The 26,451-nt window shown below is 36.8% G+C and carries 21 protein-coding genes and 8 pseudogenes; 21 read left to right on the top strand and 8 right to left on the bottom strand.

Translation table 11 applies throughout. The features are described 5' to 3' along the window. Positions 1-472: 472 nt before the first annotated feature. Positions 473-790: a hypothetical protein gene (locus tag IGL70_RS13595; RefSeq protein ID WP_002300567.1), complete on the top strand. Its 318-nt coding sequence runs from the start codon at positions 473-475 to the stop codon at positions 788-790. A gap of 317 nt (positions 791-1,107) precedes the next feature. Here IGL70_RS13595 and IGL70_RS13590 read toward each other — a convergent pair whose 3' ends face one another. Continuing rightward, entirely contained in the window at positions 1,108-1,788 is a 681-nt protein-coding gene (locus IGL70_RS13590; RefSeq protein ID WP_001015311.1) for an IS6-like element IS1216 family transposase, read from the bottom strand. Positions 1,789-1,849: 61 nt separating this feature from the next. Between IGL70_RS13590 and IGL70_RS13585 the strand changes: the two genes are divergently transcribed. Then, complete coding sequence (locus IGL70_RS13585; protein ID WP_438734872.1) at positions 1,850-2,374, top strand: YdhK family protein; 525 nt, start codon at positions 1,850-1,852, stop codon at positions 2,372-2,374. 105 nt (positions 2,375-2,479) lie between these two features. Here the strand turns inward: IGL70_RS13585 and IGL70_RS13580 are convergent. Then, positions 2,480-3,606 (bottom strand): IS3 family transposase gene (locus tag IGL70_RS13580; RefSeq protein WP_094850654.1). Its coding sequence is split into 2 segments (ribosomal slippage): positions 2,480-3,378 and positions 3,378-3,606, totalling 1,128 coding nucleotides; the frame shifts between segments, so codons are not numbered across the junction. Between the two features lie 77 nt (positions 3,607-3,683). Between IGL70_RS13580 and IGL70_RS13575 the strand changes: the two are divergent. The 14 genes and pseudogenes from IGL70_RS13575 to IGL70_RS13510 form a co-directional block, all read left to right on the top strand. Then, positions 3,684-4,682, top strand: a pseudogene (locus IGL70_RS13575) (heavy metal translocating P-type ATPase); the annotation flags it as partial. 188 nt (positions 4,683-4,870) lie between these two features. Then, positions 4,871-5,275 (top strand): IS200/IS605-like element ISEfa4 family transposase, encoded by a 405-nt coding sequence (gene tnpA / locus IGL70_RS13570; RefSeq protein WP_002287522.1) that lies wholly within the window; start codon positions 4,871-4,873, stop codon positions 5,273-5,275. Positions 5,276-5,291: 16 nt separating this feature from the next. Next, positions 5,292-6,440 carry an IS200/IS605 family element RNA-guided endonuclease TnpB gene (gene tnpB / locus IGL70_RS13565; RefSeq protein ID WP_002323589.1) on the top strand — a complete coding sequence of 383 codons (1,149 nt, stop codon included), beginning with the start codon at positions 5,292-5,294 and terminating at the stop codon, positions 6,438-6,440. Between the two features lie 217 nt (positions 6,441-6,657). Continuing rightward, positions 6,658-6,864, top strand: a complete 207-nt coding sequence (tcrZ, locus tag IGL70_RS13560) for a copper chaperone TcrZ (RefSeq protein ID WP_002335389.1) — start codon at positions 6,658-6,660, stop codon at positions 6,862-6,864. A gap of 138 nt (positions 6,865-7,002) precedes the next feature. After that, on the top strand, positions 7,003-9,135 hold the full coding sequence (tcrB, locus tag IGL70_RS13555; RefSeq protein WP_002346660.1) for a copper-translocating P-type ATPase TcrB: 2,133 nt from the start codon (positions 7,003-7,005) through the stop codon (positions 9,133-9,135). A gap of 224 nt (positions 9,136-9,359) precedes the next feature. Then, entirely contained in the window at positions 9,360-10,040 is a 681-nt protein-coding gene (locus tag IGL70_RS13550) for an IS6-like element IS1216 family transposase (RefSeq protein WP_002346958.1), read from the top strand. Positions 10,041-10,093: 53 nt separating this feature from the next. Beyond that, a pseudogene (locus tag IGL70_RS13545) lies at positions 10,094-10,207 on the top strand (Txe/YoeB family addiction module toxin); the annotation flags it as partial. A 76-nt stretch (positions 10,208-10,283) separates the two neighbouring features. Beyond that, positions 10,284-10,613, top strand: coding sequence for an AbrB/MazE/SpoVT family DNA-binding domain-containing protein (locus IGL70_RS13540; RefSeq protein WP_002292678.1), 330 nt, complete (start codon positions 10,284-10,286; stop codon positions 10,611-10,613). Then, positions 10,603-10,890: a type II toxin-antitoxin system RelE/ParE family toxin gene (locus IGL70_RS13535; RefSeq protein WP_002311051.1), complete on the top strand. Its 288-nt coding sequence runs from the start codon at positions 10,603-10,605 to the stop codon at positions 10,888-10,890. Before IGL70_RS13540 ends, IGL70_RS13535 begins: the two co-directional genes overlap by 11 nt. 285 nt (positions 10,891-11,175) lie before the next feature. After that, positions 11,176-12,033 carry a ParA family protein gene (locus IGL70_RS13530; RefSeq protein WP_002292680.1) on the top strand — a complete coding sequence of 286 codons (858 nt, stop codon included), beginning with the start codon at positions 11,176-11,178 and terminating at the stop codon, positions 12,031-12,033. Continuing rightward, positions 12,034-12,582 (top strand): hypothetical protein, encoded by a 549-nt coding sequence (locus IGL70_RS13525; RefSeq protein ID WP_002292681.1) that lies wholly within the window; start codon positions 12,034-12,036, stop codon positions 12,580-12,582. 310 nt (positions 12,583-12,892) lie between these two features. Continuing rightward, positions 12,893-13,171: pseudogene (locus IGL70_RS13520) on the top strand (thermophilic serine proteinase); the annotation flags it as partial. A gap of 36 nt (positions 13,172-13,207) precedes the next feature. Continuing rightward, positions 13,208-14,709: pseudogene (locus IGL70_RS13515) on the top strand (S8 family serine peptidase). Further along, positions 14,682-15,191 (top strand): annotated as a pseudogene (locus IGL70_RS13510) (IS30 family transposase); the annotation flags it as partial. The pseudogenes IGL70_RS13515 and IGL70_RS13510, both read left to right, overlap by 28 nt. 11 nt (positions 15,192-15,202) lie before the next feature. Here the strand turns inward: IGL70_RS13510 and IGL70_RS13505 are convergent. Beyond that, positions 15,203-15,601: pseudogene (locus IGL70_RS13505) on the bottom strand (transposase); the annotation flags it as partial. A 174-nt stretch (positions 15,602-15,775) separates the two neighbouring features. On the opposite strand from IGL70_RS13505, the gene IGL70_RS13500 reads away from it, so the two are divergent. Next, positions 15,776-17,143, top strand: a complete 1,368-nt coding sequence (locus tag IGL70_RS13500) for an ISL3 family transposase (protein ID WP_043921381.1) — start codon at positions 15,776-15,778, stop codon at positions 17,141-17,143. Positions 17,144-17,480: 337 nt separating this feature from the next. Here IGL70_RS13500 and IGL70_RS13495 read toward each other — a convergent pair. Continuing rightward, positions 17,481-17,852: pseudogene (locus tag IGL70_RS13495) on the bottom strand (transposase); the annotation flags it as partial. Positions 17,853-17,888: 36 nt separating this feature from the next. Then, the gene (locus tag IGL70_RS13490) at positions 17,889-19,256 is read right to left on the bottom strand and encodes an ISL3 family transposase (RefSeq protein ID WP_043921381.1); all 1,368 of its coding nucleotides are present in this window, start codon (positions 19,254-19,256) and stop codon (positions 17,889-17,891) included. Positions 19,257-19,413: 157 nt separating this feature from the next. Here IGL70_RS13490 and IGL70_RS13485 point away from each other — a divergent pair, with 157 nt between their 5' ends. Beyond that, positions 19,414-19,680, top strand: coding sequence for a hypothetical protein (locus IGL70_RS13485; protein ID WP_002328812.1), 267 nt, complete (start codon positions 19,414-19,416; stop codon positions 19,678-19,680). A gap of 130 nt (positions 19,681-19,810) precedes the next feature. Here the strand turns inward: IGL70_RS13485 and vat(E) are convergent, their stop codons facing one another. Beyond that, positions 19,811-20,455, bottom strand: a complete 645-nt coding sequence (vat(E), locus tag IGL70_RS13480; RefSeq protein WP_089143697.1) for a streptogramin A O-acetyltransferase Vat(E) — start codon at positions 20,453-20,455, stop codon at positions 19,811-19,813. 110 nt (positions 20,456-20,565) lie between these two features. Beyond that, positions 20,566-21,741 (bottom strand): IS256-like element IS1310 family transposase, encoded by a 1,176-nt coding sequence (locus tag IGL70_RS13475; protein WP_002328814.1) that lies wholly within the window; start codon positions 21,739-21,741, stop codon positions 20,566-20,568. Between the two features lie 111 nt (positions 21,742-21,852). Between IGL70_RS13475 and IGL70_RS13470 the strand changes: the two are divergent. Both IGL70_RS13470 and IGL70_RS13465 read left to right on the top strand, forming a co-directional pair. Continuing rightward, positions 21,853-22,500, top strand: a pseudogene (locus tag IGL70_RS13470) (conjugal transfer protein); the annotation flags it as partial. Between the two features lie 274 nt (positions 22,501-22,774). Then, the gene (locus IGL70_RS13465) at positions 22,775-22,867 is read left to right on the top strand and encodes a hypothetical protein (protein ID WP_113809452.1); all 93 of its coding nucleotides are present in this window, start codon (positions 22,775-22,777) and stop codon (positions 22,865-22,867) included. Positions 22,868-22,901: 34 nt separating this feature from the next. Here IGL70_RS13465 and IGL70_RS13460 read toward each other — a convergent pair whose 3' ends face one another. Continuing rightward, positions 22,902-24,218, bottom strand: a complete 1,317-nt coding sequence (locus tag IGL70_RS13460; protein WP_104770650.1) for an ISL3 family transposase — start codon at positions 24,216-24,218, stop codon at positions 22,902-22,904. A 183-nt stretch (positions 24,219-24,401) separates the two neighbouring features. Between IGL70_RS13460 and tet(M) the strand changes: the two genes are divergently transcribed. Continuing rightward, positions 24,402-26,321, top strand: coding sequence for a tetracycline resistance ribosomal protection protein Tet(M) (tet(M), locus tag IGL70_RS13455; RefSeq protein WP_000691727.1), 1,920 nt, complete (start codon positions 24,402-24,404; stop codon positions 26,319-26,321). Positions 26,322-26,451: the final 130 nt, after the last annotated feature.

The following is a 26,451-nucleotide window of genomic DNA, read 5'->3' as shown; positions in this document are numbered from 1 at the left end:
AATAGAGAGATGTCACCGTCAAGTTAAATGTACAAAATAACAGCGAAATTTTTAAATCTATTTCTTATCGATACAAATTCCTCGTAGGCGCTCGGGACCCCATGTTTTAAAAGCTGATCGAGAAATAAAACACACAACGGTATTCTTTCTTTTTTCAGTTGGTACATTTTGCAGTCTGTAACGTGTCATTTACTGTTTGTTACCTTAACCTATCCAGTCGAAAACACAAGGGTATATAAACGAGCAAGCTCGCCCTTGTGTTTTCTTTGTGTCTATGTTGCGTACTCGTCACAGCAAACGACACGAACACACTGGCGAAAATGAACCAACAAAACGAAAAAAGAAAGGAGCGTACACTGTAATTTATTTCTAGCTTTTAAAACATGAGGAAAACAGCTTCACTTCCTCAAACGCCTAACAAAAATGGTTGTCAAAAAACTAAAAATCAAAAAAAAGAAAAGAGGAAAAGAAAATGGAAAAAACAAAAAAATTACAATTAGAAGATTTTACAGAAAATGAGTTTTTTGGAACACAAGAACAGCAATATCTAAAAGCTCAAGTAAGAGAAGAGCTAAAAGAGCAAGGCTTTATCATAGATAGCAGTTTTGAGGGCGATTTTAAAACATGGATAGGTGTATACGCAAGACCAAAAGATAAACCGACCTACTTAGACCCTCAAAACGATAAAGAAGCAGAAGAACAAGAGCAATATTCTATTAACGGCTTTAAACAAGATTTTAGCGAATGGTTTGAGTGGGAAATAAAAAATTTGAAAATTAAAGAAATGTAAAAGAAAAGCCTAGCAAAAAAAGCTAGGTTTTTCTTTTACATAAAACACCAAAAAGAAAAACCTAAGAAGGATAAAATAAGTTGTTCCACTTGCGGTGCAGTTGCTCCTCGTTCCAAACCCAACTTATTTCTTTGCAAAGATATTTGTATTTGACTAACACCTTTCCTCGAATGGTAAAAGCTAACCGTTCGTTACTCTACCTCAGATACTTTCTTTTTTCAGTTGGTACATTTTGCAGTCTGTAACGTGTCATTTACTGTTTGGGTTCTGTTGCAAAGTTTTAAATAAAGAATAAAATCCCTTACGGTATCTATGATTTAAGCTGGGATTCCCAATAATACCTTGATTTCAGTACAGACCGAAAACCCGAAGAGAGTGCCTTCTTTTCGGGTTTTCTTATATAATCCTCGAATGGCTTCCATGCCTTTAATCGTGGTAGAGGCAGTGCGTAAACTTCGATAGAATTTATTGCGTCTCTTTACTGGACGATGGTCTTGTTCAATCAAATTATTCAGGTATTTAATGGTACGATGTTCTGTCCCTTGATAAAAGCCGTATTCTTTTAGTTTCTTAAAGGCACTTGTAATAGAGGGGGCTTTATCTGTGACTACAACCTTCGGTTCATCAAACTGCTTCACTAACCGCTTAAGAAAAGCATAGGCTGCTTGTGTGTCCCGTTTTTTACGTAACCAAATATCCAAGGTTAAACCATCTGCATCGATGGCTCGATACAAATAATGCCATTTTCCTTTAATTTTGATGTACGTTTCATCCATTTTCCATGAATAAAAGGATTTTTTATTTTTCTTTTTCCAAATTTGATAGAGTAGTTTGCCATATTCTTGCACCCAACGATAAATCGTCGTATGAGAAACGTTAATGCCACGATCATATAAGATTTCTTGAACTTCACGATAGCTAAGGTTATAACGAAGATAGTAGCCCACGGCTACAATAATCACATCCTGCTGAAATTGCTTTCCTTTAAAATGATTCATCGTCATTCCTCCTGCTATCTTTTTCTATTATTCTACCTTATTTGATAGTAGATTTAAAACTTTGCAACAGAACCAATCGAATAATTCTAAAAGCACAAACGAGGAATCGACTTCTACAGCGTCTAGTGAAATGAATAGTATGGAGGGAATGAATCACGAAGGTATGGTTCCTTCTTCAATGAAAGATGCTGCGAACCCTAAATTCCCGGTGGGAAGTAATGTTATACTGCTAGGCGATCATATGGAAGGGATGAAAGGTGCAAATGCTCAAGTTGTAGGGGCCTTTGATACTACAATGTATGAAGTAAGCTATGAGCCAAAAACTGGGGGACCAATGGTTAACAATCATCGATGGGTAGTACAAGAAGAGTTAAAAAATACTGAGACTGTAGCAAATGAGGGCGATACTGTTATCTTGAATGCCGATCACATGGATGGGATGATGGGAGCTGAAGCAAAAGTAGATAAATCTATTACAGGAACTGTTTACGTTGTTAATTACACTCCAACCGATGGTCAAGAAGAAGTTAAGAATCATATGTGGGTAACTGAAGATGAGATGGAATATGACGAAAATAATGAGTAATTTTATATACTAAACCAATGAAAATTTAGGGCTCTTTGTCAAATGATGTTGGTAAAGAGAAATTGGATTTGAGTCAATATCTTGGACACATTTTAGTAGAGACGGTTAAGCCATTTTTTCTTTTGCTAATTCTTCAAATTCCTGTGGGGTTAGATAGTGAATCGAGCTATGGATTCGATTTCGGTTATAAAATCCTTCAATGTAGCTAAATAGCGCTCGATTTGCTTCTTCAAAATCTGAGTAGCTAGTCGTGTAGACTTCTTCTTTTTTCAATGAGGCATGGAAAGATTCGATTCCAGCATTATCATAAGGTGTTCCTTTTCTACTATAAGAATGCCTTATTTTGTTGGTTTTAAGCCATTGTTCCACTTCTCTTGCTGTGTATTGGCTGCCCAAGTCAGTGTGTAGAATCATTCCTTCTGGAATGTGATAATGTATTTTTGCTTTATTCAATGTTTGAATGACACAATCCACAGTCATTCGTTTTGAAAATGTATAACTAATAATTTTTTTCGTGTGTAAATCCATGATTGAAGATAAGTAACACCAACCATTTTTCTTAGTAGGAATGTACGTAATGTCAGCTGCCCATTTCTCACAGATCGTTTCAGTAGAAAAGTCCTGATTTAAGAGATTCTCTTTTGAAATGATCGGTTTATTAGACCTTTGAGGTCTATATTTTTTAACTACAATCGACCTTAAATTTAATTGTTTCATTAGCTTTTGGACATGTTTAAGAGATACTGAAATCCCTTCTTTTAATAAAACTTGATGGATCTTTGTGGCACCATAGCGTTGTTTATTCGTAAAAAAAATTGTTGAAATCTTCTTTTTCAACTTATTATTTCTGATTTCTGTAGCTGTCAACGGTTTATTCTTATAAAAATAATAGACACTTCTAGGGATTTCTAATAACCGACACAACAAAGAAACAGTGTAATCCTTACACCATTTTTCAATAAATTGAACAAGCGAATTTAGGTTTTCCGAGAGAATATGGCTGCGGCTTTTTTTAAGATTTCAAGTTCCTCATTTAAACGAGCATTTTCTTTTCTCAGTTCAGCTACTTCTTTTCCAGTCAGTCCTGTGGACTGATCAGGTAAATATAAATTCTTCCATTTGTAAATCGTTGCTTCAGATAAGCCATATTCTTTCGCTAACCCTCGAACAGAACGTCCAGTTTGATTCAGTTCAACAATCATTTGTTTAAAATTTTCTTCATATCGGGTCATAAAAATTCATCCTCTCGTAGATAAGTTTAATTTATTCTTGTCTCTACGAAAAGCTGTCTAAGATTTGATACTAACACCAAAGTGGTGAGGCGTTAGAAACCACTCATAATTTAGACACGATTGTATTTGATAAAACAGGGACACTGACAGAAGGTAAACCTATCGTGACGGATATTTTGGTAACTCCTCTTATTACTAAAGAAAATCTTTTATATTATGCAGCTTCTGGTGAAACAGGTTCTGAACACCCATTAGGCGAAGCCATCGTACAAAAATCAAAAGAAGAGAACATGACATTAGCTAAACCAGATCATTTTGAAGCGATTCCTGGACACGGGATTCGAGTTGAAATTGAGGGCAAAGATATGTACATTGGAAACCGTAAACTGATGCTAGAGCAAAAGATTGATTTATCAAGCATGGAAAAAGAATCCAATCGTTTAGCAGACGAAGGAAAAACACCGATGTATCTCTCTGTTGATGGAGAACTAGCTGGAATTATCGCAGTAGCTGACACACTCAAGGAAAATAGTATGAAGGCTGTTAAAGAACTTAGAAGACGCGGTGTTGAAGTAATCATGATTACTGGAGATAACAAACGTACAGCCAAAGCGATTGCTAAGCAAGTGGGTATAGACAGTGTATTAAGTGAAGTATTACCTGAAGATAAAGCAGAGGAAGTCAAAAAACTACAAGAGGCAGGCAAGAAGGTAGCGATGGTTGGAGACGGCATTAACGATGCACCCGCATTAGCTCAAGCAGATATCGGTATTGCAGTTGGATCAGGTACAGACGTGGCGATTGAATCGGCTGATATTGTCCTTATGCGTAATGATTTAACCGCTGTATTGACTGCGATTGATTTAAGTCATGCAACGCTACGAAACATTAAACAAAACTTGTTCTGGGCTTTTGCTTACAACCTTGTAGGTATTCCAGTCGCGATGGGTCTCTTGTATATTTTTGGCGGACCATTGATGAATCCAATGTTTGCGGCAGTCGCCATGAGTTTCAGCTCCGTATCGGTCTTGCTCAATGCTTTACGGTTAAGACGATTCAAACCAGCAGTTGTTTAGAAAACACGTAGCTTATCTGGGATTTAACAGAATTAGGCAGAAGTCGCCCATCCTCTATAGGTGGGTGATGAATGCCGTTCGGTATGAGGGTTACCGTTGGTAACTCGAAGACCGACAACTAAGGCGTATTGCCTTTTTATTTTGTCCCATGTTACAATCAGTCTATACAAGAAATGAGTTGATATAACATGGAATTAGATACAAATAATCATTCAGTATTTCTTCTTTATTACCACCTTGTTTTAGTAACGAAATATCGTAGACAAGTGATTGATGATGAAATATCTGATTATGCCAAAACTACTTTTGAAAGAATTTCAGAATCGTATCACATTACTTTAGTGGAGTGGAATCATGATAAAGACCACGTTCATATTATGTTCAAAGCTCAACCTAAAACAGAATTGACAAAATTCATCAATGCCTATAAAAGTGCCAGCTCAAGATTGATAAAACGTGACTTTCCAAGAGTCAAACAATTTCTTTGGAAAGAAATGTTCTGGTCTAAAAGCTTTTGTCTTCTGACAACTGGTGGCGCACCAATTGATGTGATTAAGAAGTATATCCAAAATCAAGGAAACAATCATAAATAGAAAGTAGGTGAACTTTATGGAACAACTAAAAGCATACAAATTCAGAATCTATCCAACAGAGGAACAAGAAATCTTCTTTGCCAAATCTTTTGGTTGTGTCCGTAAGGTCTACAATCTAATGCTTGATGACCGAAAAAAGGCGTATGAAGAAGTTAAAAATGATTCTTCTAAAAAAATGACTTTTCCGACACCAGCTAAATACAAGAAAGAATTTCCGTTTTTGAAAGAAATTGATAGCCTTGCTTTAGCCAATGCCCAACTTAATTTAGATAAAGCATACAAGAATTTTTTTCGGGATAAATCCGTTGGATTTCCACGTTTCAAAAGTAAGAAAAATCCTGTTCAGAGTTATACAACGAATAATCAAAATGGTACAATTGCTTTGATTGATAGTAAATTCATCAAAGTTCCTAAATTGAAGTCATTAGTAAGAATTAAGCTTCATAGACAACCAAAAGGGATTATCAAATCTGCTACAATATCACGTCATTCTAGCGGTAAATACTATATTTCTTTGTTGTGTAAAGAAGAAATTATCGAATTACCTAAAACTAATTCCACAATTGGTATTGACTTAGGCATTATGGACTTTGCGATTCTTTCTGATGGACAAAAAATTGATAATAATAAATTCACGTCCAAAATGGAAAAGAAACTAAAGCGTGAACAACGCAAATTGTCTAGGCGTGCTTTATTGGCTAAAAATAAAGGTACCAATCTATTTGAAGCTAAAAATTATCAAAAACAAAAACGCAAAGTAGCTAGATTGCATGAAAAAGTAATGAATCAACGTACTGATTTTCTGAATAAGTTGAGTACAGAAATGATCAAAAATCACGATATTATCTGTATTGAAGACTTAAACACAAAAGGTATGTTGCGAAATCATAAATTAGCTAAAAGTATTTCTGATGTTTCTTGGTCAAAGTTTGTGACTAAATTACAATACAAGGCTGACTGGTATGGACGAAAAATCATCAAAGTAGATAAATGGTTTCCGTCTAGTCAGATTTGTTCAGAGTGCGGACATAAAGATGGCAAGAAATCTCTTGAAATTCGAGAATGGACTTGTCCTGTTTGTCATACTCATCATGATCGTGATATCAATGCTAGTATCAATATTCTGACCGAAGGTCTAAGACTACATTCTATGGGATTGGCTTAGATCCAATCATCAAGAACCGTAGGAACTACGGGGATAGCTTGGTAAATAAGAGACACCGCTGTTAGTAAAGAAATACGCTATCAAGTATGCTCTATTCCCAAGAAGCTCCCACTTCAAGCGTTAAGAACCGTCAGGTTTAGCTAAGTGGTGAGTAGTTCACACTTCTTCCTATTCTAATAATAGGAGAAGATAAAAAAATAAAAAGGGGAATAGAATAATGAAAAAAGAAGTCTTATTAGATGGCGTAAAATGTGCAGGTTGTGCCAATACAGTGCAAGAAAAATTTTCAGCTATTGAAGGGGTTGAATCTGTAGAGGTTGATTTAGCGACTAAAAAAGCAGTACTTGAAAGTCAAACAGAGATTGATACCGAAACGCTCAATGCTGCTTTAGCAGAAACTAACTATTCAGTATTAAGTGTATAAAGTACGAATACCATTTATTCATAGATAGTAGATAGAGATAAAATATAGAACCCTTTTCATGAGAATTATATGCAGTGTTAGATGAGAAAGTTCTAAAATTTTAAAATCAGTCTCTAATATAATAAGGAGGAATTAAAAATGAGGAATAACAAAAAGCATTCGTCACATAGTCATCATAATCACGGCGACATGGATCACTCAAAACACGACCATAATGAAATGGAACATAGTCAGATGGATCACAGCAAGATGAATCATAGTGCGATGGATCACAGCAAGATGAATCATAGTCAGATGGATCACAGTGAAATGGATCATGGCGCAATGGGAGGGCATGCCCACCACCATCACGGTAGCTTTAAGGAGATTTTCTTGAAGTCACTCCCATTAGGAATTGCAATCTTACTCATTACTCCTATGATGGATATTCAGTTGCCTTTCCAAATCATCTTTCCTTATGCAGACGTTGTAGCAGCTGTATTGGCAACAATTCTATACATTTATGGCGGAAAACCATTCTACATGGGTGCGAAAGATGAGTTTAATTCAAAAGCTCCAGGCATGATGTCCTTGATTACTTTGGGAATAACGGTTTCTTATGCCTATAGTGTTTACGCAGTGGCCGCTCGATATGTAACTGGAGAACATGTCATGGACTTCTTCTTTGAGTTTGCAACGTTAATTTTAATCATGTTATTAGGACACTGGATTGAAATGAAGGCATTGGGTGAAGCAGGGGACGCGCAAAAAGCATTGGCTGAGTTGGTGCCGAAAGATGCTCATGTTGTTTTAGAAGACGATTCGATTGAGACGCGCCCTGTGTCTGAACTTCAGGTTGGAGATGTTATCCGTGTTCAAGCAGGAGAAAATGTTCCAGCTGATGGTATCATTATTCGCGGAGAATCCCGTGTAAACGAAGCGCTTGTGACTGGGGAATCGAAACCAATTGAAAAAAATCCCGGAGATGAGGTCATCGGTGGATCAACCAATGGTGGCGGAGTCCTCTATGTGGAAATAAAGCAGACGGGCGATAAGTCCTTCATTTCTCAGGTTCAGGCATTAATCAGTCAAGCTCAAGGCCAATCTTCTCGAGCAGAAAATCTTGCACAAAAAGTTGCAGGATGGCTCTTTTATATTGCGGTTATTGTAGCGCTTATTGCCCTTGTTATATGGATGATTATCGCTGATGTACCAACGGCAGTTATTTTTACAGTCACCACATTAGTTATTGCTTGCCCGCATGCCCTGGGTCTGGCTATTCCATTGGTGACTGCTCGTAGTACCAGCTTAGGGGCCAGTCGGGGATTATTAGTGAAAGACCGGGACGCTTTGGAGTTGACTACAAACGCAGATGTTATGGTTTTAGATAAAACTGGAACTTTAACAACTGGTGAGTTTAAAGTATTAGATGTTGAACTCTTTAATGATAAATATACGAAAGATGAAATCGTTGCCTTATTGTCAGGTATCGAAGGTGGATCTAGTCACCCTATCGCTCAGTCAATTATTAGTTACGCAGAACAGCAAGGGATACGTCCAGTAAGTTTTGATTCGATTGATGTTATTTCTGGCGCTGGTGTAGAAGGTCAAGCTAACGGACATCGTTATCAATTAATCAGTCAAAAAGCATATAGACGTAATCTGGATATGGATATTCCAAAAGGAGCAACCCTCAGTGTCTTAGTAGAAAACGACGAAGCAATCGGTGCTGTAGCTTTAGGGGATGAATTAAAACCGACAAGTAAAGACTTAATACAAGCCCTTAAAAAGAACAAGATTCAGCCGATTATGGCAACGGGTGACAATGAAAAAGCGGCTCAAGGAACTGCAGAAATTTTAGGTATTGATTATCTAGCTAATCAATCTCCTCAAGATAAATATGAATTAGTTGAAAAACTTAAAGCAGAAGGAAAGAAAGTTATCATGGTCGGTGACGGGGTCAACGATGCACCTTCTCTTGCATTAGCAGACGTTGGTATAGCTGTTGGTGCCGGAACTCAAGTAGCATTGGATTCAGCCGATGTCATCTTGACACAGTCAGACCCTGGCGATATTGAATCCTTTATCGAGTTGGCTCAGAAGACCACACGTAAGATGAAAGAAAATCTTGTTTGGGGAGCAGGGTATAACTTTATCGCGATCCCAATAGCTGCAGGAATACTAGCACCAATTGGCATAACATTAAGTCCAGCAGTCGGTGCCGTCTTGATGTCACTTTCGACTGTAATTGTTGCCATCAATGCTATGACATTGAAATTAGATCCAAAATAAACAGTTATTTGGCACATGAAATAATTGAATGACCTTATCGTGTAAAAATACAATAGTTTCACAGGAAAGGAAGAGATGAAATGATTTAAAAAATCATCTCTTCCTTTTTTAGTTTATAAGGAGGAAAAATTATGAGGCTAGTCCTTTTAGGGTTCTGTTGCAAAGTTTTAAATCTACTATCAAATAAGGTAGAATAATAGAAAAAGATAGCAGGAGGAATGACGATGAATCATTTTAAAGGAAAGCAATTTCAGCAGGATGTGATTATTGTAGCCGTGGGATACTATCTTCGTTATAACCTTAGCTATCGTGAAGTTCAAGAAATCTTATATGATCGTGGCATTAACGTTTCTCATACGACGATTTATCGTTGGGTGCAAGAATATGGCAAACTACTCTATCAAATTTGGAAAAAGAAAAATAAAAAATCCTTTTATTCATGGAAAATGGATGAAACGTACATCAAAATTAAAGGAAAATGGCATTATTTGTATCGAGCCATCGGTGCAGATGGTTTAACCTTGGATATTTGGTTACGTAAAAAACGGGACACACAAGCAGCCTATGCTTTTCTTAAGCGGTTAGTGAAGCAGTTTGATGAACCGAAGGTTGTAGTCACAGATAGAGCCCCCTCTATTACAAGTGCCTTTAAGAAACTAAAAGAATACGGCTTTTATCAAGGGACAGAACATCGTACCATTAAATACCTGAATAATTTGATTGAACAAGACCATCGTCCAGTAAAGAGACGCAATAAATTCTATCGAAGTTTACGCACTGCCTCTACCACGATTAAAGGCATGGAAGCCATTCGAGGATTATATAAGAAAACCCGAAAAGAAGGCACTCTCTTCGGGTTTTCGGTCTGTACTGAAATCAAGGTATTATTGGGAATCCCAGCTTAAATCATAGATACCGTAAGGGATTTTATTCTTTATTTAAAACTTTGCAACAGAACCAAGGTAGGTATTTTAGAAGATTGAATAGACAACACCGGGTTGTTTATAAGGTAGATGAAGATGTACACGTGGTTGAAATTTATTCAGCAAGGACGCATTACGAGTCACAGTAATTACTTGTAAATACATTATCTCGTGGTATAATGTATTTACTAAGTAATTACATACTGTTAGAAATGAGGGATTTAAATGATTACAAAAACAAGAAAACAAGGCAATTCAATCATGTTGACAGTACCTAAAGATTTTAATGTTCCTAATGGAGTCGAAGTTGAAGCAAAGTTGGTAGAGAATGGTATTCTTTATGAATTTGTTGAACCACAAAAAGAATTTTATGATTTTAGCGAAGATATTTTGTCTGATATAATTGCAGAAGGCTACGATAAAGATGAGATTCTTGTAGAATTTAAGAATAGAAAAAACAAAATGCATTCTTCCTTTAGAGATATTGCTGAAGATACACTTACTAATTCTAAAGTAATGACTAAAGAGGAGTTGGCAACAGAAATTGGCTTATGAAATCGTTCCTTCAAAACATGTCATTAAGTATTTAAAAAAGCTAAAAGAGAAGCCATTGAAAGAAAAATTTTTGAATTTAATTTATGATGAAATTGCGATTGATCCATATAAGGGTGAACAAAAAACTGGGGGTTTATCAGGTATTTGGTCTAGTGGGTTCAAATATGCGGGCACAACATATAGAGTAGCTTACGAGATTATAGAAAACAAGGTTATTCCAGTATTGTTATGTGGAACGCATGAAAACTTTTATGAACAGTTGAAAAAATTAATCTAGTGATTTGTTGTCGTTCTTAAGAAGGACGGCTTCTTTTTTATCGAAAATCTGATTCGTCTACATGACTAAAGTCGCGAGTATTCTCTGCTTCTCGATAAATTAAATAACGTCATTACTTTGAGGAAAGCTATAAATCAATATATTTCAGCTTTTCCTTATTTATGTACTACCTTTTACTTATTAATTATAAGGTAGTACATATATATCTTTTTTTTGGTAGTAACTAAAAATAAATATGTTATAATAGTATCAAATGAATATTGCTAAAAGAAAAGAGGTAGGAACGTGGTAGCGAAGAAATATGTAATCGGTAATTTTAAAGGTGGCGTAGGTAAAAGCACGTGCGCGCAAATGTTAGGGTTTGAATCAGCAGTTAATGAAGGAAAAAGAACCTTGATAATTGACTTGGATATGCAAGGAAATACTTCTGATGTGATGAACTTAACGCATATGAACTTCACTAACGAAGAAGGAGGCGGAGAAGGTGAACCGATTGTTTACGAAAATACTGTGACTGACGTGTTGATAAACAATCTTCCACCTAAAGAGGCCGTCTATAAAGTAATCAATAACCTCTATATACTTCCAGCAGACATGTCCTTTGAAATGTATGATGATTGGATCAAAGACCAATATAATGATTCATTATCCCAATTCAAATATATGAAAGAAAAGCTAGAACCATTATTTGATGAGTTTGACGTCATCTATTTAGATGTTCCACCTTCTATTTCTGTATATAGTAAATCCGCGATGTACATTGCGGACTGGGCAATCGTCGTCTTGCAGACCCAAGTAAAATCGATGAGAAATGCGATGCAATATCTTGAGTATATGGACTTTTTTGTGAAAGAATTTGATACAAATTTATATGTTGCTGGTGTTATTCCTTTCATGTTGGAAAGCGGTGACGCAGTAGATCAGGAAATGTATAAACAAGCCCAAGAGATTTATGGGGAACATTTGATTAAAAATGTTGTACTCAAAAATGCGCGCTTAAAACGATACGACGGATCAGGTATTACGATGGAGAAGACAAAGAAAGGTCTCTTAAAACAATGGGATCGCAAAAGCCACGAATTATTTATCAGTATTTTGAAAGAATTGGAAGAACACGAGAATTGGTATGCGGAGGTGGAGTAATTGGCTGACATCAAAGGACTTGATATTTTTGGGAACAACAAAGGACTCGCCAAAATAAAAAAAGAAGCAGAAGCAAAGAAAAAGCAGCAAGCAATTACACCATCTGAAAATAAGCAATTAGAAGTGCACCAAGTTCAAGAAATAAAAACTTCCTCCAATGTTGAAAGACAGAGTAGAGGAAGAACAAAAAAAGTTGGCGCACCAATCAGAAAGTTTGATAAGGTTTATTCTACCAAGCATCCTTTAAAACTGTCGACTTTGTTAAATGCGACTTCCAGAGTTTTAGTAGAAAAGTATGAGACTAATATGACAAGAGATGAATTGCTTAGAAAAGCTTTAGATGAGTATATTAAACAGAATCTTACGCAAGAAGATAAGCAAGATTTGTTTAATGACGTGGTGAAAGAACTAGACTTGTTCAGAGAAAAATATCCAATTGTTCCAGAATTAGATGATCGTGGAGAAATAATAAGAACTACCAGTCAGATAAAACAAGATACCGAAGACTCACTGCGCAAAGGGTGGGGAATGAATAATAAAGTTAGATAATAATCAAAGAAGAACTAAGTAACTACCTTTAAACGGTAGTTACTTAGTTCTTCTTTGATTTGCGTGAAATAGAGAGGATTTATTTTTCTGGTTACGTGATTAAAAAATCCAAAAAATGAGCATAGGAACGGTTATGATTTTAGGGTGTGTTTTAATGAGATATTGTAATTTCATTAACAAGTGTATGATAATCTGTTGTTGAGTTAGTAAATAAGTAATAGAGCTAACTCTAAAATAAAACTATTAGGAGGAGATGTAGGTGAAAAAGTTTAAAAAGAAAATATATTTAGGATTGGTTGTTGGGGTGAGTATGTTTGGGTTCATGGCTCATACTAAACAAGTAACTGCAGATACTAACCAAAAAGAAAGGATTATGAGCCAATTAGATGACTCTCAAATAGAGTATGTACCCAATGAGCTAATTGTCAGTTTAAAGGCTACACAAAGAATTTTAACAGAGAAAAATAAACCGCAAAATTTATTGGGTGTAAAAGTTATGGTGGAAAAAGATTTGACTCTTAGGACAAATGAAAGCGATTATAATAAGCGAGATCAAGTATTATTAGTGAAATTGAACGAAGAAATTAGTGTGGAAGAGGCAGTAAGAACATTTAATGCTTCTGATATGGTCAATTATGCAGAGCCAAACTATGTGGTTGAACTAGAGCCGTTGAATGATGTTGAGGAGCCAAATACAACTGATTCTTTAGGAAATCGATCAATTATTCTTAACGATCCTAATTGGAGTAAACAAGCTAATTTAAGAGAGATTAGCATGCCATCCGCTTGGGAAGAAACCAAGGGTTCTAAGGATGTGAAGGTAGCGGTCATTGATTCAGGAATTGATTATCAACATGAAGATCTTTCTGGAAATGTAGATGAAAGTTTGAGATACGATTTTTTTGACGATGATACAGATCCTATGGATACTATGGGACATGGACACATATTGCCGGGATTATTGGTGCTCAAACAAACAACGAATTAGGTGTTGCTGGAATAAATTGGGATGTTACGATGGTACCTATACGTGTATTTGGTAGTAGTGGAGGTACCAGTTTGGCAATCTTAACTGAAGCTATTAATTATGCATCCCAAAAAGGGTTTCCAATTATCAATTTTAGTATAGGTAGTGTTGTTTATAGCAGTACAGAAGAAGCAATTAAAAACTATCCTGGATTATTCGTAGCAGCAGCTGGAAATAATGGGATAGATATGACTGATAAACCTTTTTACCCAGCTTCTTTGGATATACCTAATATTATTACTGTAGGAAATTCTAGTGGTTATGAACGAAGTTCTGATTCAAATTATAGTAAAACAGGTGTTGATTTATTCGCTAGAGGGTTTCGTGTTTTTAGTACATTTCTAGGAAGTAAATACACGTATATGTCAGGTACCTCGATGGCAACACCTCATGTCACTGGTAGTGCTGCATTAGCATTGTCACTAGATCCTGATCTATCTACTGATGAATTAAAAAAAATCATTTTAAATAGTGTTGATTCATTTTATGAACTATCTGATTTATGTCTTACAGGGGGAAGACTAAATACGAATAATGTCGTACGACAAGTAACGGGTAAACTTACTGCATCTAATATCACATTAAGATTAAATAGTGAATGGTCAGATGAAATTGCTAAAGAGATGTGTCACGTTCACTGGATTGACCAGTCAGGAAATGATTTGACGGATCAAGTGGTTGTTCTAAAAAACGAAGTGGATACATCTAACTTTGGCGATTACGAAGTAGTATTTGCATCACCTGATTTAACAGATCAAATCTCAGTTACAGTGACCGTACCTCGATTACGTAAACTTACGCTAGGAAAAGAAACAGCAACCATTGATATTGGTTCCGCATGGGATAGTGTCATAGCCATTAATACTTTTCAAGTGAAAGCTATAGATGATTTTGGGAATGATGTTACAAATCAAGTACAGGTTACTATTAATGCTGATATAGATACAATTAATTCAATTCAAGCAGTGATTAAGTTTGAAGTTCCAGAATTAGGCTTAGCCCAAATTGGTAGACTGAATATTACTGCAAAAAATAGTACAATCAATGGATTGAATGAAGTTAGCATCGAGCACGTAAAAAAGATTATGTCGTTTTCGTAGAAGAATTTGGACATTTAGAGGGTGATACGATTGTCGGCATCCACCATAAAAGTGTCGTCATCACACTCGTTGAGCGACTTTCAAAAGCCATTATCGCCTTGAAACCAGAAGGCCGTAAGGCAGTTGATATTGAAAATTCGATTAATGAATGGCTTCAATCCGTACCCAAAAATCTTTTCAAATCAATTACCTTTGATTGTGGAAAAGAATTCTCTAATTGGAAAAGTATTAGTAATACGAATGATATTGATATTTATTTCGCAGACCCAGGAACGCCTTCCCAACGGGGATTAAATGAACATTCAAACGGACTCCTCCGAAAAGATGGACTACCAAAAGAAATGGACTTCAACCAAGTCAATCAAGGATTCATCTCATCCGTTGCGTCCAAAAGAAACCATATCCCTAGAAAATCACTAAATTACCAAACACCATTAGAAGTTTTTTTGAGTTACGTAAATGGAAAGTTTTGTCTCGCTTAATTTGACAAATAATAACCATTTGGTTTTCGTTTTCCTTGCATCGGTAAATGTAAAACATTGAATTCTCCCGTCTTAAACCGGCGATAGAGGGTACTTACTGAACAAGAGAAGGTTCGCTCTGCACGGCCAATAATGACGTCTGGGGTCCAACCCTCAGTTGATCTTTTTGCAATGTATTCTTTTTCCTCAGCAGGAAAAATGATTTCGGTTCTCCCACAACGTCGCTTATTTTCTTTGTATTGTTCAAGGTATTCAAGTGCTGTTCCACCACATTTGAGAAAGTTATAGACATTGTAAATTGTTTGGCGTCCACGTTTAAGCTGCTTCGCAACGATAGCAACCGGAGTTTCTTGATGAAAATATGCTTCTATCATTACAAGCTCGTTTGGTGTAAGATGGGTATAAGTCATTTATGTTCACTCTCCTTGTATGCTTTAGCGGGTATTACAATTTGAGTGTAACATAAATGGCTTTTTTATTGGTTCAGTATAAATTCTTGTGTAAATAGAAATTAGATAACAAAAAAAGAAGGGTTGTCCCTTACAATGTTAATAACGACAAAAACATGGGGAGCCCTTCTTACTATGAATTATACAGAACTGTCAGTTACTACTCAAGATGTTATGCCTAACAAAGGTGTCTTATCCTTTAATTCTGGTCTTACCGACTTTATTCAAGTTGGCGAGCCAATTCAAAATGAAGGTGGATTAACCTTTGTAGGAAAGCTAGATGAGCGTGGTGATACCTTCTGTCCTAATTGCTCAAGAAAACTAGTTAAAAATGGGTCTTTAGAATCTACCCTTAAGCACGTCGCTATTGGTGGAGTACACACCAATATCAGAGTGTCCTATGCACGTTTTCGTTGTCTTAACATTGATTGCCAATTCAACACTAGAAGCCAGTCTATCCCTTTTAAAGCTGATGGTTATCGCATCACCAAACCTTTAAAAGAATACACTGAGAAACTGTTAAGCTATGGCCTTACTCTAAAGGCAGTGGCTTGGCTTACTGGCTTGGACAAGATGACTGTAAAGTCAATTCACAAGTCTCTTCTACTGTCTAAATTTACAACTGATGGCAAGACACTCATAAAACCTGAAAGGCAGGCAAAATACTTAGCCATTGATGAGTTTAAGCTCCACGATGGCCATAAGTACGCCACCGCAATCATAGACTGGGAAACAGGGTATATTCTCTACTTAGCCCATGGCAAGAAGAAAGCCGTTGTTTTCGAGTTTATGGATCATGTTGGCGATGAGTGGATGTCAAAAGTTGAGGCGGTGGCTTGCGACATGAATTCAGACTTCGAAGAAGCTTTTAAAGGGCGCTATCCCAAGCTAGACATCGTCTATGATCGCTTCCACATTATCAAGAATTTCAACGATAAAGTGGTTTCAGAGATCAGAAAGGATGAACAAAGACGGCTGGCTGAAGAAGGCTCTCCAGAGGCTGCTAAGTTGCTTAAGAACTCACGTTACATCTTGATGTCTAAGAGGTCCACATTAGTTCAGAAGGACGAGGATGCCCGTCAAGGCAAGCTAGTGTCTACTGCTGGTGAAATATTCAATACACCAGAAATAAAGGCTTATGGCGGTAATGAAGCATGGTATGACGAGCTGTTGGAAGAAAACAAGCTCTTCTTCACAATAGACCTCGTCAAAGACTTGCTAGACCAGGCATACAACTCACATGACGAGGTGGAAATGTGCGTTAGACTTGAAGGGATCATAGACATCTGCAAGGCAACTGAGAATAGCCACTTTATTTGGTTTGCGCGTCTCTTAAATAACCATTTGAGAGGGATCTACACGTTCGCCAAATACGGGATATCAACTGGCAAACTTGAGGGTATCAACAATAAGATCAAGACTGAGAGACGTAAGGGTTATGGGTATCCAGATGATGAATACTTCTTTCTGCGATTAATGGAAATATCCCGAAAGGCATCCTAAATCTCACAGCCGTTTACACAAGAATTTATACTGAACCTTTTTATTTGTCTCGCTTAATTATACAAACGGCGAGAATATCGACAAGACTAGGATATTTTTTTATATATGCATATCCTTGTGGTGCAGTAACTCCTAAATTTTTTAAATTAGACAGACTTATTGGTAAAAGTATTTCTTCTAGGTGGATAATTTCGTAAGCATATTTTCCCTTTTAAACTAATTGTTCAAACTCATCGTCTCCTAAAAAGTAGTGTTGATTTTTCTTAAGTTTAGTAATTGGATTTTTTAGTCAAGTCCAGACTCCTGTGTAAAATGCTATACAATGTTTTTACCATTTCTACTTATCAAAATTGATGTATTTTCTTGAAGAATAAATCCATTCATCATGCAGGTCCATAAGAACGGCTCCAATTAAGCGATTGGCTGATGTTTGATTGGGGAAGATGCGAATAATCTTTTCTCTTCTGCGTACTTCTTGATTCAGTCGTTCAATTAGATTGGTACTCTTTAGTCGATTGTGGGAATTTCCTTGTACGGTATATTGAAAGGCGTCTTCGAATCCATCATCCAATGATGCGCAAGCTTTTGAATATTTTGGTTGATCGATATAATCATGAATCAATCGATTTTTAGCCTCACGCGCTAAGTTAATATCTGTGAACTTAAAAATTCCTTTAACAGCTTCTCTGAAAGATCTTGAATTTTTTTGGTTCAGTATAAATTCTTGTGTAAACGGCTGTGAGATTTAGGATGCCTTTCGGGATATTTCCATTAATCGCAGAAAGAAGTATTCATCATCTGGATACCCATAACCCTTACGTCTCTCAGTCTTGATCTTATTGTTGATACCCTCAAGTTTGCCAGTTGATATCCCGTATTTGGCGAACGTGTAGATCCCTCTCAAATGGTTATTTAAGAGACGCGCAAACCAAATAAAGTGGCTATTCTCAGTTGCCTTGCAGATGTCTATGATCCCTTCAAGTCTAACGCACATTTCCACCTCGTCATGTGAGTTGTATGCCTGGTCTAGCAAGTCTTTGACGAGGTCTATTGTGAAGAAGAGCTTGTTTTCTTCCAACAGCTCGTCATACCATGCTTCATTACCGCCATAAGCCTTTATTTCTGGTGTATTGAATATTTCACCAGCAGTAGACACTAGCTTGCCTTGACGGGCATCCTCGTCCTTCTGAACTAATGTGGACCTCTTAGACATCAAGATGTAACGTGAGTTCTTAAGCAACTTAGCAGCCTCTGGAGAGCCTTCTTCAGCCAGCCGTCTTTGTTCATCCTTTCTGATCTCTGAAACCACTTTATCGTTGAAATTCTTGATAATGTGGAAGCGATCATAGACGATGTCTAGCTTGGGATAGCGCCCTTTAAAAGCTTCTTCGAAGTCTGAATTCATGTCGCAAGCCACCGCCTCAACTTTTGACATCCACTCATCGCCAACATGATCCATAAACTCGAAAACAACGGCTTTCTTCTTGCCATGGGCTAAGTAGAGAATATACCCTGTTTCCCAGTCTATGATTGCGGTGGCGTACTTATGGCCATCGTGGAGCTTAAACTCATCAATGGCTAAGTATTTTGCCTGCCTTTCAGGTTTTATGAGTGTCTTGCCATCAGTTGTAAATTTAGACAGTAGAAGAGACTTGTGAATTGACTTTACAGTCATCTTGTCCAAGCCAGTAAGCCAAGCCACTGCCTTTAGAGTAAGGCCATAGCTTAACAGTTTCTCAGTGTATTCTTTTAAAGGTTTGGTGATGCGATAACCATCAGCTTTAAAAGGGATAGACTGGCTTCTAGTGTTGAATTGGCAATCAATGTTAAGACAACGAAAACGTGCATAGGACACTCTGATATTGGTGTGTACTCCACCAATAGCGACGTGCTTAAGGGTAGATTCTAAAGACCCATTTTTAACTAGTTTTCTTGAGCAATTAGGACAGAAGGTATCACCACGCTCATCTAGCTTTCCTACAAAGGTTAATCCACCTTCATTTTGAATTGGCTCGCCAACTTGAATAAAGTCGGTAAGACCAGAATTAAAGGATAAGACACCTTTGTTAGGCATAACATCTTGAGTAGTAACTGACAGTTCTGTATAATTCATAGTAAGAAGGGCTCCCCATGTTTTTGTCGTTATTAACATTGTAAGGGACAACCCTTCTTTTTTTGTTATCTAATTTCTATTTACACAAGAATTTATACTGAACCAAAATTATTAGTGTTAACATAATATACGCTGAATTAATTATGGGGGTGTAATTATGTTAGGGATTATTTTTATTGTAGTTTCAATCGCCTCTCTGATTCTTGAGAAATATGTGCTAGGTAACAATTCACATGTTTGGTTAGGCGCAATTATTCCATTTTTAGCAATTGCCTTTATCGTTGGAATGATGCTCACTAATAACATGAAATTCGATGTTTTCAATATAATATTGGCTGTCGTTTATGTTTCACTAAGCTTTATTTTCTGGGGACAGGGAAGTGACCTTTATCATCAGAAGGTCGTAAATAAAATATACGAGTAGAGTACCGCCAGAGGTGGCTAGTGTATTTTTTACTGGTATATCATATCTATTATTAATAAATTGGATTCACTAAATAGTAAAGGCCGTGTAAACAATCATTCTTGGATTGCTTGCACGGCCTTTTTTGCTTTTATTTTTCCATTAAACTGTTTATCAATTCAACTGTGGGCGTTGTTTGCATTAGTTTAGGAACATTAACAGTTATCCATTCAACATCTTTATTCCACCATGCCAGGTTTTCTAATGCTTGAATAACTTCTGGTTCAAATCTTGGTTTGATGAGTTGAATTGGATTGCCACCGACAATTGTATATGGAGCGACGTCTTTTGTTACGACACTATTTGCTCCGATAATGGCACCGTCACCTATTTTTACGCCTGGTAGGACGGTCACATTTTGCCCAAACCACACGTCATTTCCGACTACAGTATCACCTTTCAACGGCAAATCAGTCAGTTCAGGAGTATATTTCTGCCAATCGCCACCCAAAATATTAAATGGATAAGTTGAAATACCTTTCATTACGTGATTGGCACCGTTCATAATAAATTCAATACCACTGGCGATAGAACAGAATTTACCGATGATTAATTTGTCGCCTAGAAATTCATAGTGATGGGTAACGTGTTTCTCAAAATCGGTGGGATTTACTGGGTCATCATAATAGGTGTAGTCCCCAATTTCAATATTGGGACTTTTGATCACGTTCTTGATAAAGACAACCTCTTTGATGGCTGGATTGGGATAAATTGCATTTGCGTCAGGTATGGTCATGTTAGTACCTCCGAATTGAGTTATTTGATTTTAATTATAGTCTAGAAGATTGGTAGCGTCAAGAATCTTGTGTAAATGAAATGCCTTCGTACATATAATATGTAACTAACTCAAATAAATGATGCTTCCAAGGTGTCCTGGAGTCCTTTAAAGCCTCGGTGGATCCGCTTCAGAGACTTCTCGTTATAAGCATTAAACTGAGAAACCAGGAATCGATCCAGTGAATCTTCCGTTGGAAATTGTTCTTTGCGGTGGGTGGTGCGCTTGAGATGCTTGTTAAAGTTCTCAATCAAGTTAGTGGAGTAGAGTGATTGCCGAATGGCTGGTGGAAAGTCCATGAAAGTGAGCAGATTCGGCATTTTAAGCAGATCTTTGATTAACTTGGGATAGGTACGATGCCAGTTGTTGGCGAACTCATTCAGTTTCAGTTCGGCTGCTTCACGATTGGCAGCCCAATGAACTTGTTTAAAGTCATTGATCACGGCCTTACGGTCTTTCACCCGAACTTTGTTTATCAAATTACGCCCAACATGAACCAGGCAACGTTGTCGTTTAGCTTTGGGAAAATGCCGATTTAAACCTTCATCCAAACCAACTAACCCATCGGCCACAAACAACAGCACATCTTTGACACCTTGCTTAATCAGGGTTCCCAGTAATTCAGTCCAGATCCCAGTTGATTCCGTCGGCGCCACTTGGTAGTTCAGCACTTCTTTCGTACCATCTGGACGAATGCCAATCGCAATATGAACCGCTTCTTTTTGAACGGTATCCCGCTTTAACGGCAAGTAAGTGGCATCTAAGAAGATAGCCGCATATTGTGAAGCCAGTCGACGTTGCTGGAAAGCTTGAACCTGTTCATTGACGGCTTTAGTCATGTTGGAAACCGTGGCTTTGGAGTAGTGAGCACCGTACATATTCTCAATGAGTTCGGCAATTTCAGCAGTGGTAATTCCCTTGGTATACAACTGAATAACCGTTGTTTCTAAATTATCACTGTGCCGACCGTAGGCTGGCAAGGTATGATTTTCAAACCGGCCATTGCGATCTCGAGGAATGGTTAAGTTAAGTTGGCCGTACTTCGTATCAAACGAGCGCTCATAACTGCCGTTGCGGTTATTACCAGTGTTAATCCCAGCGTATGAGTAGCGTTCGTAACCCAAAAACTCTGCCAATTCAGTTTGAAGCAGCTGGTTGATGGCGATTTCAAGGTGGTGACGAAAAACTTCGTCCAAATCTTGTTTTTGGGCTAGTGCAGCGATAATTTCTGTGGTAAGTTCATTCATGGGGAATGCCTCCTGTGATGTTTTCTGTGGTTACTAAATATCATAAGGGAAGGCATTCCCTATTTCTATACAATTTAGAAATCTTTTGTGCGTTTACACAAGATATTTTACGCTCTCCAATCCCAAGAAGCCATTGATAAACGAAATGAGAAATTGACCCATTATTTGACGGAAGAATTGCAGGTATTAAATGAAGAAATGATTCGTAAGGATATTCCTACTAGTTCTAGTGTGAACGATATACAGGTGTGGCAGGTTTCTCAAGTGAATGAGAACACCTTTGAGGTACTGTTTTCTGTTGAACAAGTTATTACCGAAGACAAAGACAAGGAAACTATATCGTCTAGCTTTCATGTGGTTGTCCATATAGATGAATCAGATAATATGGTTATTATCAAAAATCCGACAATGAGTAAGAAACCTCAAAAATCGGACTACCAACCCAAACAGCTAGAAAGTGACCATACAGTAGATACAGAAACGATGGACGAAATCATTAGCTTTTTAGAAACGTTCTTCCAGCTCTATCCTACCGCCACAGAAAAAGAATTGACTTACTATGTAAGTAATCATGTGTTACCTATGATTAACAAGGAATATGTTTTCGAGGAATTGGTGAATCCTATCTTTACCAGAAAAGATAACCAAGTAATCGTGAATGTCGCTGTGAAATATTTAGATCAAGAAACAAAGGCAACCCAAATCTCGCAATTTGAGTTGATATTAGAAAAACAAGATAATTGGAAGATTGTAAAATAACAAATATTGGTACATGATTACAGATACTTTGTAATCATGTACTCTTTTTGATAAAAAATTGGAGATTCCTTTACAAATATGCTCTTACGTGCTATTATTTAAGTGACTATTTAAAAGGAGTTAATAAATATGCGGCAAGGTATTCTTAAATAAACTGTCAATTTGATAGCAGGAACAAATAATTAGATGTCCTTTTTTAGGAGGGCTTAGTTTTTTGTACCCAGTTTAAGAATACCTTTATCATGTGATTCTAAAGTATCCAGAGAATATCTGTATGCTTTGTATACCTATGGTTATGCATAAAAATCCCAGTGATAAAAGTATTGGCTCATTGTCAAATGGTGTTGTTTTAATTAAATCACCTTGAGGAAACGTTTCGGCGTTTCCTCTTTTTTTTGTTATTAAATAATCTCACAGAGATTTTGTTGGATCAAGACTCGCATACGCAGATGTCGAAACGTCCGAAAGCCAAACGCGATGCGTTTAATGACCTTGATTAAATTGTTTTTCCCTTCCAATTTGCCGTTAGAATAGGGATATTTCAAAGCATTGATGATGCCTTTTTTATATTTGTTTAACGAAAGAATCGCTTTTTTAAATCCTTTATCCAATGATACTGGTAATGTGTCGATCAACTCGAAGAAGGCAGTAAAATCTTTTGTTTCCAAAGCAGCCAACAATTCCTGATAGACTTCATAACTTTCACGTAAGTGCTTATCGATTGAGAGCAGATAGTCTAGGACCTCTGATTCGGTCACGTATTTCCGTTGGAAAAGCGGAAATTGTCGAAGAGAAGTATAGTTGATTTTTGTTTCTTTCTTCAAGATCGTTCGCCAGTATTTTTTTAATTTACGATAATCTTTCATTGCTTTAGGATTGTTTTTCTTTAACTGGTTCATGGTTTGGATTCGTTGCTTATTGAAGGCACGAGTCAATTGTTGGACTATGTGGAACCGGTCGATCGATACACAGGCATTCGGAAAAAGAGCTCGTGTCACTACGTGATAAGAAGCATTCATATCCATTACGATATGAGTCACATTTTGCCTTGCTTTTAGGGTGAAGCGTTGGAAATAGGCGGTTAATTTAAAGTTTCTCCGATCATCTAAAATATCAAAAATCATTCCAGTGTCGGCATCACTGAGAATAAAGCACATCGCGCCTTCACAATCTTTGGTTCCTTTGAATTCATCAATCATCAAATGTTTCGGTAAGTAAGCAGGTTTTAACTGTGGTTCTTCAAAGAAAGAGTCTAGTACGCGTTCGACCGTTTTGGTCGATACAAAGTATCGAGCCGCAATATCTTTCATGGAGATCTTCTTCTTTAAATCAATAGCGATCGCAAATTTCAATGGTTGCGAAAGATAGCAGTTTTCAGCGACATAATCAGTTTTGGCTGTAAATGTGTGTCGACAATGTTTACAATAAAAGCGCTGCTTGAATAAACGAAGATAAGAAGGAACTTCTTGATAAGGAATCAGCTGGATCAAGCTCTCTTTATACGAATGATAAATCACTGTTTCAAAGCCGCACAGTTCGCAGTGGTGCGGTTTATAAGTCAATATTCCCGTAAAGACATTGGCCATTCGGCCATGGACCCGTTCTTTGGTCAGCGCATCTTTGGGAAAAGCGATGTTTGAATCTTTGATATTTAACAATTCTTTGATCATTTGGTCTGTATTTTCATCTTTTATTTTGATATTCTTAGGTAAAGACATTTGGATTCTCCTTCTATAAGTGGTTCAGCGACTTAATTATAGAGGAATCAAATGTCTTTTTGTTATAAAAAAATATTTGGTGTCCTTACTCGATTTGAGTAACAACACCAAATATCATAGAACCAAAGTATTTATCACTGGGATTTTTATGCCCTTTTGGGTTTTTGAATGGAGGAAAATCACATGAAAATTATTAATATTGGAGTTTTAGCTCATGTTGATGCAGGAAAAACTACCTTAACAGAAAGCTTATTATATAACAGTGGAGCGATTACAGAATTAGGAAGCGTGGACAAAGGTACAACGAGGACGGATAATACGCTTTTAGAACGTCAGAGAGGAATTACAATTCAGACAGGAATAACCTCTTTTCAGTGGGAAAATACGAAGGTGAACATCATAGACACGCCAGGACATATGGATTTCTTAGCAGAAGTATATCGTTCATTATCAGTTTTAGATGGGGCAATTCTACTGATTTCTGCAAAAGATGGCGTACAAGCACAAACTCGTATATTATTTCATGCACTTAGGAAAATGGGGATTCCCACAATCTTTTTTATCAATAAGATTGACCAAAATGGAATTGATTTATCAACGGTTTATCAGGATATTAAAGAGAAACTTTCTGCCGAAATTGTAATCAAACAGAAGGTAGAACTGTATCCTAATATGTGTGTGACGAACTTTACCGAATCTGAACAATGGGATACGGTAATAGAGGGAAACGATGACCTTTTAGAGAAATATATGTCCGGTAAATCATTAGAAGCATTGGAACTCGAACAAGAGGAAAGCATAAGATTTCATAATTGTTCCCTGTTCCCTGTTTATCACGGAAGTGCAAAAAACAATATAGGGATTGATAACCTTATAGAAGTGATTACGAATAAATTTTATTCATCAACACATCGAGGTCCGTCTGAACTTTGCGGAAATGTTTTCAAAATTGAATATACAAAAAAAAGACAACGTCTTGCATATATACGCCTTTATAGTGGAGTACTACATTTACGAGATTCGGTTAGAGTATCAGAAAAAGAAAAAATAAAAGTTACAGAAATGTATACTTCAATAAATGGTGAATTATGTAAGATTGATAGAGCTTATTCTGGAGAAATTGTTATTTTGCAAAATGAGTTTTTGAAGTTAAATAGTGTTCTTGGAGATACAAAACTATTGCCACAGAGAAAAAAGATTGAAAATCCGCACCCTCTACTACAAACAACTGTTGAACCGAGTAAACCTGAACAGAGAGAAATGTTGCTTGATGCCCTTTTGGAAATCTCAGATAGTGATCCGCTTCTACGATATTACGTGGATTCTACGACACATGAAATTATACTTTCTTTCTTAGGGAAAGTACAAATGGAAGTGATTAGTGCACTGTTGCAAGAAAAGTATCATGTGGAGATAGAACTAAAAGAGCCTACAGTCATTTATATGGAGAGACCGTTAAAAAATGCAGAATATACCATTCACATCGAAGTGCCGCCAAATCCTTTCTGGGCTTCCATTGGTTTATCTGTATCACCGCTTCCGTTGGGAAGTGGAATGCAGTATGAGAGCTCGGTTTCTCTTGGATACTTAAATCAATCATTTCAAAATGCAGTTATGGAAGGGATACGCTATGGTTGCGAACAAGGATTATATGGTTGGAATGTGACGGATTGTAAAATCTGTTTTAAGTATGGCTTATACTATAGCCCTGTTAGTACCCCAGCAGATTTTCGGATGCTTGCTCCTATTGTATTGGAACAAGTCTTAAAAAAAGCTGGAACAGAATTGTTAGAGCCATATCTTAGTTTTAAAATTTATGCGCCACAGGAATATCTTTCACGAGCATACAACGATGCTCCTAAATATTGTGCGAACATCGTAGACACTCAATTGAAAAATAATGAGGTCATTCTTAGTGGAGAAATCCCTGCTCGGTGTATTCAAGAATATCGTAGTGATTTAACTTTCTTTACAAATGGACGTAGTGTTTGTTTAACAGAGTTAAAAGGGTACCATGTTACTACCGGTGAACCTGTTTGCCAGCCCCGTCGTCCAAATAGTCGGATAGATAAAGTACGATATATGTTCAATAAAATAACTTAGTGTATTTTATGTTGTTATATAAATATGGTTTCTTATTAAATAAGATGAAATATTCTTTAATATGGTAGATTGTAAAATTAATCCGAACGCTGTTCGGACAAAAAAGATCAGCTTCCTTTAAAATGGTGTT

The organism is Enterococcus sp. DIV0901a, assembly GCF_051711525.1.
GTDB lineage: Bacteria > Bacillota > Bacilli > Lactobacillales > Enterococcaceae > Enterococcus_B > Enterococcus_B faecium.
This window is presented reverse-complemented; position numbering and strand designations above follow the sequence as displayed.

What these genes read in the sequence shown, in the direction of transcription:
- IGL70_RS13595 (WP_002300567.1), top strand. Translation starts at nt 473, where the DNA reads ATGGAAAAAACAAAAAAATTACAATTAGAAGATTTTACAGAAAATGAG.
- IGL70_RS13590 (WP_001015311.1), bottom strand. Translation starts at nt 1,788, where the DNA reads ATGAATCATTTTAAAGGAAAGCAATTTCAGCAGGATGTGATTATTGTA.
- tnpA (WP_002287522.1), top strand. Translation starts at nt 4,871, where the DNA reads ATGGAATTAGATACAAATAATCATTCAGTATTTCTTCTTTATTACCAC.
- tnpB (WP_002323589.1), top strand. Translation starts at nt 5,292, where the DNA reads ATGGAACAACTAAAAGCATACAAATTCAGAATCTATCCAACAGAGGAA.
- tcrZ (WP_002335389.1), top strand. Translation starts at nt 6,658, where the DNA reads ATGAAAAAAGAAGTCTTATTAGATGGCGTAAAATGTGCAGGTTGTGCC.
- tcrB (WP_002346660.1), top strand. Translation starts at nt 7,003, where the DNA reads ATGAGGAATAACAAAAAGCATTCGTCACATAGTCATCATAATCACGGC.
- IGL70_RS13550 (WP_002346958.1), top strand. Translation starts at nt 9,360, where the DNA reads ATGAATCATTTTAAAGGAAAGCAATTTCAGCAGGATGTGATTATTGTA.
- IGL70_RS13540 (WP_002292678.1), top strand. Translation starts at nt 10,284, where the DNA reads ATGATTACAAAAACAAGAAAACAAGGCAATTCAATCATGTTGACAGTA.
- IGL70_RS13500 (WP_043921381.1), top strand. Translation starts at nt 15,776, where the DNA reads ATGAATTATACAGAACTGTCAGTTACTACTCAAGATGTTATGCCTAAC.
- IGL70_RS13490 (WP_043921381.1), bottom strand. Translation starts at nt 19,256, where the DNA reads ATGAATTATACAGAACTGTCAGTTACTACTCAAGATGTTATGCCTAAC.
- IGL70_RS13485 (WP_002328812.1), top strand. Translation starts at nt 19,414, where the DNA reads ATGTTAGGGATTATTTTTATTGTAGTTTCAATCGCCTCTCTGATTCTT.
- IGL70_RS13475 (WP_002328814.1), bottom strand. Translation starts at nt 21,741, where the DNA reads ATGAATGAACTTACCACAGAAATTATCGCTGCACTAGCCCAAAAACAA.
- IGL70_RS13465 (WP_113809452.1), top strand. Translation starts at nt 22,775, where the DNA reads ATGCTTTGTATACCTATGGTTATGCATAAAAATCCCAGTGATAAAAGT.
- IGL70_RS13460 (WP_104770650.1), bottom strand. Translation starts at nt 24,218, where the DNA reads ATGTCTTTACCTAAGAATATCAAAATAAAAGATGAAAATACAGACCAA.